We start from the raw sequence: 9677 nt of genomic DNA, 5'->3' as shown, positions 1-9677 counted from the left end.
TCGAGAGTGCGAGCCGCGATATCGACCCGTATCAGATCACCATCGCGCACGAAGGCGATGGGACCAGCGTCCACCGCTTCGGGTGCTATGTGGCCGATGCACAGGCCGGTTGTGCCGCCTGAGAATCGTCCGTCCGTCAAGAGTAGTACATCTTTTCCGAGCCCCGCGCCCTTGATGGCAGCGGTGATGGCGAGCATCTCGCGCATCCCGGGGCCGCCCTTGGGTCCTTCGTAGCGGATGACGACGACGCTGCCCGCCTCGATCTCTCCCGCGGCCAGGGCATCGATGGCACCGCGCTCGCGCTCGAAGACGCGGGCCGGGCCCTCGAAGACGGCGGCGTCGAAGCCGGCGGTCTTCACGACGGCACCTTCCGGCGCCAGCGAACCGTGCAGGATCGTGAGGCCGCCGGTGGCGTGGATCGGATTGTCGAACGTGTGGATGACCGTGCCGTCGATGGGGTCGGGATCGAGCTCGGCCAGGTTCTCGGCGAGCGTCTTGCCGGTCACGGTGAGCGCGTCGCCGTGGAGGAGCCCCTCGTCGAGCATCGCCTTCATGATCACGGGGATGCCGCCGTGACGGTCGACGTCGTTCATGACGTACTTGCCGAACGGCTTCATGTCCGCGACGTGGGGCACCTTGTCGCCGATGCGGTTGAAGTCGTGGAGGCTGAGGTCGACGTCGGCTTCCCGAGCGATCGCGAGCAGGTGCAGCACGACGTTCGTCGATCCGCCCAGCGCCATCGCGAGGGCGATCGCGTTCTCGAAGGCCTCCTTGGTGAGGATGTCGCGGGTCGTGATGCCCTGACGGAGGAGATTCACGACGGCCTCGCCCGAGCGGTGGGCGAAGTAGTCGCGCCGGCGGTCGGCCGAGGGCGGCGCAGCCGACCCCGGAAGGCTCAGGCCGAGGGCCTCGGCGACGGACGCCATGGTGTTCGCGGTGTACATGCCGCCACAGGCGCCCTCACCCGGGGCGATCGCACATTCGATGCGCTTGAGGTCGGCCTCGCTCATCTTCCCGGCCAGGCATGCGCCGACCGCCTCGAAGGAGTCGATGATGGTGACGTCCTTCTCGGTTCCGTCGGAGAGCTTGACCCATCCGGGCGCGATCGACCCGGCGTAGAGGAAGACGCTCGACAGATCCAGGCGTGCAGAAGCCATGAGCATGCCCGGGATCGACTTGTCGCAGCCGGCGAGCAGCACGGTGCCGTCGAGACGCTCGGCCATGACCACCGTCTCGACCGAGTCGGCGATGACCTCGCGGCTAACGAGGGAGAAGTGCATCCCCTCGTGTCCCATCGAGATGCCGTCGGACACCGAGATCGTGCCGAACTGCAGCGGGTACCCGCCGCCGGCGTGGACACCCTCCTTGGCGCCCTGGGCCAGGCGGTCGAGGCTCAGGTTGCAGGGGGTGATCTCGTTCCAGCTCGAGGCGATGCCGATCTGGGGCTTTTCCCAGTCCTCGTCGCCCATGCCGACGGCCCGGAGCATGCCGCGGGAGGTCGTTGCCTCGATGCCGTCGGTGACGACGCGGCTGCGGGGCTTGATGTCGATGGAGTTCTCGGGTGATGATGCGGGCGAAGGCATTCTCGAAGTCTATTCCCGTGCGACGCTGCGCCGGTCCGCCAACTCACGCAGGAGCACGGCGAGTTCGTCGATCGAGGCGACGCGCAGTCGCGCGGCAGTCTCCCCCGGCCCGACCCGGATCCCGAGGTCGCCGGGGCCGAGCGAACGAATCGCGTCTTCATCGGTGACGTCGTCGCCGGCGAACAACACCGCGGTGGCCCCCGTCGCCTCTCGGAGGCGGGCGACCGCGTCGTCTTTCCCCTCGTCGCGGAAGGCGAACTCCGTGATCGAATGCCCCACCCGGCGGCGCCAGTGCGGCGCACGTTCCGCCATGAGCGCGTCGATGCGTTCGTGCACCTCAGCGGCCCGCTCGGGAGCGACCAGGCGGGAGTGGACACCGAACCCGACGGCCTTCGGCTCGATCCACGCCCCGTCCACATCGGCGGCGATCGCTTCCGCCGCGGCGCGCAGTTCGTCCCGGAGTTCCGACTCGTCGACACCCGCGCGGGGCGCGGCGGCCGGCGCGGCCCGCAGGTGCTCCGGCCACCAGAACTCGGCACCGTGCGAACCCGCGAGCACGATCGATGAGACGTCACCGTGCTCGGCGATCACCCGCAGGTCGGCGAGGCTCCGTCCCGACACGAACGCGACCGTCGTCCGCGGTGCCGCCGCGAGCGCGTCAATGGCGGCAGCGGTCGATGGCGCCATGCGCGCCTCGATCGGGACGTCGACGAGCGGGGCCAAGGTGCCGTCGAAGTCGAGGGCGACGAGGAGCTCGGGCGTCTGGACGAGTCCGTCGAGCATCATGAGCGCGCCTCGTGGACGCGCCGCAGGTCGTCGAGGAACCGACGCGACCACGCCGCCACGTCGTTGTCCCGCACGCGTCGGCGGAGCGCTCGCATCCGCCGACGCTGCTCGTCGACGGGCATCTCCACGGCGGCCATGATCGACTCTTTGAGCCCTTCGATGTCGTGCGGGTTCACTCGCACCGCCTGGGTCAGCTCGTCGGCGGCCCCGGCGAACTCACTGAGCACGAGGACGCCGCGACCGTCCACGCGACTGGCCACGTACTCCTTGGCGACGAGGTTCATGCCGTCGCGCAACGCCGTGACGAGCATCGCGTCGGCCGCGAGGTACAGCGCGACCATCTCCTCGCGCGGGTAGGAGTGATGGAGGTAGAGCACCGGGGTGAATCCGACGGTGCCGTAGTCCCCATTGATGCGCCCCACCGACAGCTCGATCTCGTCGCGCAGCTGCATATAGGCCGCCACTCGCTCCCGGCTGGGGCTGGCGACCTGTACGAGAGTCGCGTCGCCGACGGCGAACCGGCCGTCTTCGAACAGCTCCCCCACCGCCTTGAGCCGGTGCCGGATGCCCTTGGTGTAGTCGAGTCTGTCCACGCCGAGCAGGACATAGCGCGGGTCGCCGAGCTCCGCCCGGATCTCTGCGGCACGCGCCTGGATGTCGGGGCGGCGAGCGAGTTCCTCATACGTCTCGGTGTCGATCGAGATCGGATAGGCCCGCGCGACAGCCTGACGGGTGCCTCCGCCCTCGACGGGCACCTGGATGGAACCCGCCTTCGTGTCGTAACCGAACCGACGGCGCACGGCACGCGCGAAGTTGCCGGCGTCGGCCACACGCTGGAACCCCACGACATCGGCGCCGAGGAGTCCCTCGAGCACCTGGGCGCGCCAGGGAAGCTGCGAGAAGATGCCGTATGCCGGGAAGGGAATGTGGTGGAAGTAGCCGATCACCAAGTCGGGCCGTGCCTCCCGGAGCATTCTCGGCACGAGCTGGAGCTGGTAGTCGTGGACCCACACCGTTGCCCCGGGGGCGGCGACCGCTGCGGCGGCCTCGGCGAAGCGGCGGTTGACCCGCACATATGCGTCCCACCACGCCCGGTGATAGGTGGGCGCTGCGATCACGTCGTGGTAGAGCGGCCAGATCGTGTCGTTGGAGAAGCCCTCGTAGTACTGCGCGACCTCCGCCGAGGACAACGCCACCGGAACGAGGAGCACGCCGTCGAAGGTGAAGGGGTCGACCTCCAGGTCGGCCTGTCCGGGCCAACCGACCCACGCGCCGCCGCTGCGACGGACGACCGGTTCGAGCGCGGTGACGAGTCCTCCGGGTGACCGTCGCCACGGTTCATCGTCGTCACCCGACCTGTCCACGGGGAGTCGGTTGGCGACGACGACGAACTCGGCGGCGGTGGCGCTGGTCACGAAAAGCCTCTCTCCAGGTGTGTCTAGTCAGGCTAACAACGCGATGGCAACCCCCTGCCGCTCCTTGCCGCGGACGGTAGCGTGGTGGTATGCGCAAGTACGTGTTCGGCACCGGAATCATCTCTGCGATCACCAGCGGACTCACCCTGTTGCGCGCTGCCCGCGACGACACGCCCTTCAGCTGGCGTACCGCACTCGCCTGGCTGAACTGGGCGATCACGCTCGCATTGGCGATCGGCGCGATCGTCGACACCCGTCGTGCGTCACGGGGTGGGCTCGTTGCGCCCGACTCCCCCGTCGCGGGACGCGAGCAGAAGCTGCTCTCGCGACGACTCCGCGACTGATCCCGGCGTTCGGGCGATCCGCGTCACCGAAGGGACTCAGACGTCCCGGACGTCGTCACGATCTGGCGCACGTGCAGCGATCGGCGGTGGCGACGCCGGCCAGTGCCTGGTCGACGTGCTCGCCGCAGCCGGCCCAGGTCGTCTTGCCGCAGGTCTGGCAGCTCACGGGGTAACACACGGATGGCGCTCCTCTGTCTCGTCGGAGAAAGCCTAAGCCCGACCGAGGGCGCGCGGGTCACGCGCGGAGGATCAGCGCCTCTCCCTGTCCGCCGCCGCCACAGAGCCCCACGGCGGCGACACCTCCGCCCCGACGCTGCAGCGCGTGCACGGCGTGGACGACGAGCCGGCATCCCGACGCCCCGATCGGGTGACCGATCGCGATACCGCCCCCGTCGGGGTTTATGACGTCCTCCGAGACGCCGAGCACCTGACGCGATCGGGCGACGACCGATCCGAACGCCTCATTGATCTCCACGAGATGCAACTCCTCCGGGCGGATGCCCTCTTTCATGAGAGCGCGCTGTATCGCCCGCGCCGGCTGCTCGTGAAGCGAGTTGTCGGGCCCCGCGACCTGACCCGATGCGCCCACGGTGGCCAGAACCTGCCATCCGCGGTCGTCCGCATGGGCACGGGTGGTGAGGACGACCGCCGCCGCGCCGTCGGAGATCTGTGAGGCATTGCCCGCGGTGATCGAGCCGTCGGAGGCGAAGGCGGGCCGGAGGGCCGCGAGACTCTCGACCGTCGTCTCGGGGCGCACGCCCTCGTCGCGTTCGATCGTGACCGGTTCGCCACGTCGCCGCGGGACGGTCACCGGCACGAGCTCCGCGTCGAAGAGCCCACCTGCTTGGGCTGCGGCGGCGCGCTGGTGCGACAGCGCCGCGACCCGGTCCTGCTCCTCCCGAGTGACCCCGAAGCGGGCGTTGGCCCGCTCGGTGGACGCTCCCATGCTCTCGTGGTCGTACGCATCGGTCAGACCGTCGTAGGCGAGGTGGTCCAGCACCTCGACGGAGCCATAGGCCCACCCGTCGCGAGAGCCCATGAGGAGGTGGGGCGCTCGCGTCATCGACTCCATTCCTCCCGCCACGACGACCGTCGCGTCACCTACCGCGATCATCCGCGCCGCGTCGATCACCGCCGTCAAGCCCGACAGGCACACCTTGTTCACCGACGACGCCGGCACCTCCCAGCCGATCCCGGCGAGACGCGCCGCCTGCCGGGCGGCGTTCTGGCCCGTCCCTGCGGGAAGGACGTGGCCCATCACGACGGCCTCGACCGCGTCGGCGGGCACGCCGCCCCGCGCGAGCGCTCCGGCGATGGCGGCGGCGCCGAGCTCGGGGGCCGTCAACCCCGCGAGCTGCCCCCTCATCCTCCCCTGCGGAGTGCGGGCAGCTGCGACGATCACGATGTCGCTGGTCACAATGCGATTGGTCACGATGTCGCCGGTCATGAGGTGAGCTCCTCTCGAGCGTCGATCAGGGGTGGTTGAGTTGCGGCGCGCACGTCGTCGATCGTCACGCCGGGTGCCGTCTCGATCAGGGCGAGCCCGTCAGGGCGGACGTCGATGACCGCGAGATCGGTGATGATGCGATCCACCACGCGACGTCCCGTGAGCGGCAAAGTGCACGCGTCGACGATCTTCGCACTGCCGTCTCTCGCGACGTGCTCCATCACGACGATGACCCGCGCCGCGCCGTGGACGAGATCCATCGCACCGCCGGGGCCCTTCACCATCTTTCCGGGGATCATCCAGTTGGCCAGGTCTCCCGCCCGCGAGACCTGCATGGCACCGAGGATCGCCGCGTCGATCTTGCCGCCGCGGATCATCCCGAAGCTCATGGCCGAATCGAAGAAGGACGCGCCCGGCCGCACCGTGACGGTCTCCTTCCCGGCGTTGATGAGGTCGGGGTCGACCTCGGCGTCCACGGGATACGGACCCACGCCGAGGATGCCGTTCTCCGACTGGAGGACCACCGTCACGCCGGAGGGCACGTAGGCGGGGACGAGGGTCGGGAGTCCGATGCCGAGGTTCACGTACGACCCGTCGGCCAGCTCCCGCGCGGCGCGGGCAGCCATCTGCTCTCGCGAGAGCGCCACGTCAGTCCTCCCTCTCCTTGCGGACCGTGCGTCGTTCGATCCGCTTCTCGATGTCGGCACCGACCTCGACCACACGGTGGACGTAGACGCCGGGAAGATGCACGTCGTCCGGATCGATACCTCCGGCGGGACGCAGCTCCTCGACTTGTGCGATGCAGATCCGCCCGGCCATCGCTGCGAGGGGGGTGAAGTTGCGAGCCGCGCGATGGAACACCAGATTGCCGTGGACATCTCCCACGGCCGCGTGCACGAGGGCGAAGTCGGTGACGATCGCCTCCTCGAGCACGTACTCCGCGGGCTGCCCGCCGACGGTGAACCTCCGGACATCCTTCGGCGCCGAGGCCAGGGCGACGCCTCCCGCACCGTCATACCGTTGCGGGAGGCCACCCTCGGCGACTTGCGTGCCGATGCCCGTCTGCGTGTAGAACGCGGCGATCCCCGCACCTCCGGCGCGGAGCTTCTCGACCAGCGTCCCCTGAGGTGTCAGCTCGAGCTCGAGCTCGCCGGAGAGGAACTGCCGCTCGAACTCCCGGTTCTCCCCGACGTACGACGACGTCATCTTCCGGATCCGCCCCGCCGACAGGAGAATGCCGAGACCCCAGTCGTCCACACCACAGTTGTTGCTCACCACGTGGAGCGAGCGGGAGCCACGGGCATACACGGCACGGATCAGCTCCATCGGATTGCCCGAGAGGCCGAACCCCCCGACCGCGAGCGACGCACCGTCACCGATGTCGGCCACTGCGTCCGCAGCCGAGGCCACTGTCTTGTCCACCGTCCGCACACCCTCGTATCCGACGGCCGCGCCGACGCCGCTGCCGACGAGCCACCTCCACCTTCCCGCCGCCGATCGCTCGCGGCAAGAGGCTGCTTGCGATGTGGACGGAGCCCCTCTTAGGGTCCACATTGTGGAACGACGTGGCGACTCCTCCTCCGCGGTGTCGGGCGCACCGGTGCCGGGCGCCCAAGCGATCGCCCGCGCCGCGCGCCTCCTCCGGCTGGTCTCGGCCGCCGGTCGCGATGGCCGCGCCGTGAGCGACCTCGCGCGAGAAGCAGACCTCTCCCGCTCCACGGCTCACCGCCTCCTGACGGCACTGCGAGCGGAAGGTCTCGTCGACCAGGACGAGCGGACGGCGCACTGGCTGCCGGGGCCCGAGCTGTTCCTGATGGGGTCCGCCGCCGCGCCACGCTACGACATCTCCGGGTTCGCGAGCGACATCGTCCGCTCGTTGGCCGTGACGACCGAGGAGAGCGCGTTCCTGTCGGTGCGGCGCGGGGACGAGACGGTCTGCGTCCTCCGCGAAGAAGGCGCCTTCCCCATTCGCTCCTTTGTGCTCAGCGAAGGCGTGCGCTTCCCCCTCGGCGTCGCGTCGGCCGGGTTGGCGATCCTCTCCTTCTTCCCTCCCGACGAGGCGGAGGCCTACCTCGCACGGCATCCGGAGCTGGGCAAGACGTGGGGTGCGTCCCACGATGCGGAGCGCCTGCGCGCTCGATTGGCCGACACCCGCGATCGTGGTTACGCCGTGAACCCCGGCCTCGTCGTCGAGGGGTCGTGGGGACTCGGCGCCGCAGTGTTCGATCCCCTCGGCCGGCCCGAATGGGCTTTGAGCCTCACGGGCGTCGAGTTCCGCTTCGGGCCTGACCGCCTTCCCGCGCTGGGCCGCACGCTCCTCTCGCACGCCCACCAGCTCACGACGCGGCTGCAGTCGATGCGACGACCGTGAACCCGGAGGTCGTCCGGATTCGATCCTCGTTTCCATACCGTCGTTATATACTTACGCTATGGATACGGCCGACGACCTCCTGCGCATCGTGGTCGGGGCGAACGCTCTCACGCGGATCGCATCGATGGAGACCCGGAACGAGGCTCCTGCAGCTCAGTGGCGCACACTGTCGCTCTTGAGGACGCACGGACCCCAGCGCGTGGGTGACCTCGCATCCCTCAGCCGCGTCACCCAGCCGGGTATGACACGTCTGGTCGGGCAGCTCGCCGATGACGGTCTCGTCGCGCGCTCCAGCGATCCGGCGGACTCTCGCGCGATCGTGGTCTCGATCACCGACGCCGGCGCGCGGGCGCTGGAGGGCTGGCTCGGGGTGCTGCGTTCGTCCTGGGAGCCGCGCCTGGCAGACCTCGACGACGCGGACCGTGCGGCCCTCGCCCGGACGGCGGATCTCCTCGAACGCGTCGCCACCCTCCCCGGAGTCATTCGATGAGCAGGGGTCATTCGATGAGTCGGGCCGGCAACACGGTCTGGTCCCAGCCGCTCCCGGTGTGGGCGGTCGCGTTCGCCAGCGTCGTCGCGTTCATGGGGATCGGGCTCGTCGACCCGATCCTCCCCGCCATCGCGGAGTCGCTCGAGGCGACGCCCGTGGAGACCGAGCTGCTCTTCACGAGCTATCTCCTGGTCACCGGCCTCGCGATGCTCGTCACGAGCTGGATCTCCAGCCGCATCGGAGCAAAGGCGACGATGCTCGCGGGGCTCGCCCTGATCGGCGGTTTCGCGCTCCTGTGCGCGGTCGCGGGGTCCGTCGAGGCGGTCATCGGCTTCCGCGCCGGATGGGGTCTCGGCAACGCCCTGTTCATCTCCACCGCCCTCGCCACGATCGTGGGAGCCGCCGCCGGCGGCAGCGCAGCCGCCATCGTCCTCTACGAGGCCGCCCTCGGACTCGGTATCGCGATCGGCCCGCTTCTCGGCGGCCTCCTCGGTGAGCTCAGCTGGCGCGGTCCCTTCTTCGGCGTCGTCACTCTCATGGTCATTGCGCTGCTCGCCGTCTCGATCCTCCTCCGCTCGCCGTCCGAGAGGCCGCAGCCGCTCCCGCTCCTCGCGCCGCTACGGGCCCTGCGGGTTCCGGCGCTCGCGATCCTCTCCCTCGCGGCCCTGTTCTACAACATCGGGTTCTTCATCCTGCTCGCCTTCTCGCCGTTCCCGCTGGGATTCGGCGCCCTGGGCATCGGCTTCACGTTCTTCGGATGGGGCGTCGCCCTCGCGGTGACGAGCGTGTGGGGCGCGCCGCTCCTGCTCCGTCACGTCACGCGGACCACCGCGCTCCTCCTGTTGCTCCCACTCCTGGCAGTCGACCTCGGGGCAGCAGCGCTCTTCTCGGCGACCCCCGCCGGACTCGTCACGTGCATCGTCGTGGGCGGTCTGCTGCTCGGGTTCGTCAACACGATCCTCACGGAATCGGTCATGGAGGCGACCGACCTCCCGCGGTCAGTGGCGAGTTCCGCCTACTCGGCCGTGCGGTTCCTCGGAGGCGCGGCCGCCCCGCCGCTGGCCGCCGCCCTCTGGCACGCGTTCGGCGCCGCCGTGCCGTTCCTGGTCGGATCCCTGTCGGTACTTATCGCCGCGTCGGTGATCCTGGCCGGCCGGCGGCGACTCCGTCACATCGACCGGCGCGAGGCCGACGCCGTGGACGAGGCCGCCGCCATCGTCGCGGGCGACGCCGCCTGATCG

10 protein-coding genes are annotated in these 9677 nt (G+C 69.8%); 4 read left to right on the top strand and 6 right to left on the bottom strand.

Going from position 1 to position 9677, the window contains the following annotated elements:
- The 3 genes from ilvD to QM591_RS16170 all read right to left on the bottom strand — a co-directional run.
- On the bottom strand, positions 1-1583 hold a 1583-nt coding region (gene ilvD, locus QM591_RS16180), incomplete at its 3' end, for a dihydroxy-acid dehydratase (protein ID WP_415133931.1).
- A 9-nt stretch (positions 1584-1592) separates the two neighbouring features.
- On the bottom strand, positions 1593-2369 hold the full coding sequence (gene otsB, locus QM591_RS16175) for a trehalose-phosphatase (RefSeq protein ID WP_415133929.1): 777 nt from the start codon (positions 2367-2369) through the stop codon (positions 1593-1595).
- A complete protein-coding gene (locus QM591_RS16170; protein WP_415133927.1) occupies positions 2366-3784 on the bottom strand; it encodes an alpha,alpha-trehalose-phosphate synthase (UDP-forming) in 1419 nt (472 codons plus the stop codon). Before QM591_RS16170 ends, otsB begins: the two co-directional genes overlap by 4 nt.
- A gap of 89 nt (positions 3785-3873) precedes the next feature.
- On the opposite strand from QM591_RS16170, the gene QM591_RS16165 reads away from it, so the two are divergent.
- Positions 3874-4128 carry a hypothetical protein gene (locus QM591_RS16165; protein ID WP_067160786.1) on the top strand — a complete coding sequence of 85 codons (255 nt, stop codon included), beginning with the start codon at positions 3874-3876 and terminating at the stop codon, positions 4126-4128.
- Positions 4129-4363: 235 nt separating this feature from the next.
- Here QM591_RS16165 and QM591_RS16160 read toward each other — a convergent pair whose 3' ends face one another.
- The 3 genes from QM591_RS16160 to QM591_RS16150 are packed head-to-tail and all read right to left on the bottom strand — an operon-like array spanning position 4364 to position 6997.
- Entirely contained in the window at positions 4364-5575 is a 1212-nt protein-coding gene (locus QM591_RS16160) for an acetyl-CoA C-acyltransferase (protein ID WP_415133924.1), read from the bottom strand.
- Positions 5572-6222, bottom strand: coding sequence for a 3-oxoacid CoA-transferase subunit B (locus tag QM591_RS16155; protein WP_415133922.1), 651 nt, complete (start codon positions 6220-6222; stop codon positions 5572-5574). Before QM591_RS16155 ends, QM591_RS16160 begins: the two co-directional genes overlap by 4 nt.
- A gap of 1 nt (position 6223) precedes the next feature.
- Positions 6224-6997 carry a CoA transferase subunit A gene (locus QM591_RS16150; protein WP_415133920.1) on the bottom strand — a complete coding sequence of 258 codons (774 nt, stop codon included), beginning with the start codon at positions 6995-6997 and terminating at the stop codon, positions 6224-6226.
- Positions 6998-7130: 133 nt separating this feature from the next.
- On the opposite strand from QM591_RS16150, the gene QM591_RS16145 reads away from it, so the two are divergent.
- From QM591_RS16145 to QM591_RS16135, 3 genes are read left to right on the top strand one after another with little or no spacing between them, the layout of a single operon-like run.
- Entirely contained in the window at positions 7131-7946 is an 816-nt protein-coding gene (locus QM591_RS16145; RefSeq protein ID WP_415133918.1) for an IclR family transcriptional regulator, read from the top strand.
- A gap of 58 nt (positions 7947-8004) precedes the next feature.
- On the top strand, positions 8005-8436 hold the full coding sequence (locus QM591_RS16140) for a MarR family transcriptional regulator (protein WP_415133916.1): 432 nt from the start codon (positions 8005-8007) through the stop codon (positions 8434-8436).
- Positions 8437-8450: 14 nt separating this feature from the next.
- Positions 8451-9674: an MFS transporter gene (locus QM591_RS16135; RefSeq protein ID WP_415133914.1), complete on the top strand. Its 1224-nt coding sequence runs from the start codon at positions 8451-8453 to the stop codon at positions 9672-9674.
- Positions 9675-9677 lie beyond the last annotated feature (3 nt).

The organism is Microbacterium sp., from assembly GCF_047607225.1.
GTDB lineage: Bacteria > Actinomycetota > Actinomycetes > Actinomycetales > Microbacteriaceae > Microbacterium.
The sequence above is the reverse complement of the archived record's forward strand: the minus strand, read 5'-3'. Positions and strand labels throughout refer to the sequence as shown.